Origin of the sequence: Streptomyces prunicolor NBRC 13075, from assembly GCF_000367365.1 — a bacterium.
Classification (GTDB): Bacteria; Actinomycetota; Actinomycetes; order Streptomycetales; family Streptomycetaceae; genus Streptomyces; species Streptomyces prunicolor.
The window spans coordinates 1-1,155 of sequence record NZ_BARF01000053.1 but is presented as its reverse complement, the minus strand read 5'-3'; the positions used below and the strand labels follow the sequence as shown (position 1 = coordinate 1,155).

The following is a 1,155-nucleotide window of genomic DNA, read 5'->3' as shown; positions in this document are numbered from 1 at the left end:
GCCCAAGGACCAGGTCACCCCGCCCCCGCCGCAGGCCGGCGCACCCCTCGTCGCTCTCACTCCCCGCCCCGACCTCAACGTCAACACCGTCTCGCCCACACCCAGCCCGACGGCTGGGTGATCTACGGTGCGCGGTAGCGCCCCGCCCGGGAGATGCCAAGGCGACGGAAGGCACGGAGAGCCGGTAGGAGCGGACGACGGCGATGACCTCGCGGCCACGAGGGTGACGGCCCACGGGGCCAGGTCATGCAGCGCTCCCGCCATCCCGGCGCCTGGCTTCCATTCCGTGCGGGGCCACGTGCCCCTGGGGGTCGTAGACGACGGTGAGTGCGTCCCCTGGACGGGGCGCCTACCCGCACCCACGCCAGATGCGCACTGTGAGCGGCGAACCGTCCCTGCGAGCCACGATCAGAGGTAACGGGCACGTCCGCCATCCGCTGCCCGGCTGCTCTCGACCGACGTCACCACCACGGGCTGCACCCGTCCGCGCTCCGCCAGCACCACGCCCGCGGCGGCCTGCGGTGCCCGGAAGTCGAGGCACACGCCGAGCAGCGCCGCGATGCCGACCAGGGCACGCCCGGCCCCCACAACGGACAGGTACAGGGCGAGGGAGAGGGCACACCCAAGGCCCGCCTCACCGCCGGACGGGGAGGACCTCCCCGTCCAGGCCCCGAAGAGCGTCGTACCGATGATCGCGGCGGCACCGAGGACTCCCGCAAGGAGCCCTTCGCCGACCAGCCGACGGGGCGGCGTCCCGACGAACTCCGCGGGCCCCCACACCGACGTACGCAGGTGCGCCATGAGGTGCGACTGGGCAGGTGTCCTGAGCCGGCGCCATCCGCGCATACCCGTGCACCCCCTGTCTCGTTCCCGGTCCGTCGGCGACCGCCCATGGTGCCGCCACGGCGGCGCGACCGCCCTGCCTCTGACCGGACACGTCCGCCCGGCGCCCGTTGCCGGAATCCGGCAGTTGAGCGTCTCGCCCGCCATTTCCTTGCATTATGCAAAAACTTGTGGGTGCGGAGAAGGGCCGACCGCCCGACAACGGGCGGCTCAGCCGCACACCATTACACGTCGTGCGCCATCGCGCCGTCCACGACCCATCCGAGCGGGTGCGGCTCCGGGTCGTCCGCGGCGGGGGCCGGGGGCTCTCCG

The 1,155-nt window shown here is 73.2% G+C and carries 1 protein-coding gene and 1 pseudogene; one reads left to right on the top strand and one right to left on the bottom strand.

What is annotated here, in order from left to right:
• Positions 1-121, top strand: a pseudogene (locus SPR02S_RS66455) (DUF4142 domain-containing protein); the annotation flags it as partial.
• 287 nt (positions 122-408) lie between these two features.
• On the opposite strand, the gene SPR02S_RS64365 reads toward SPR02S_RS66455, so the two are convergent.
• Positions 409-846, bottom strand: coding sequence for a hypothetical protein (locus SPR02S_RS64365; protein ID WP_020684205.1), 438 nt, complete (start codon positions 844-846; stop codon positions 409-411).
• Between the last annotated feature and the right edge of the window lie 309 nt (positions 847-1,155).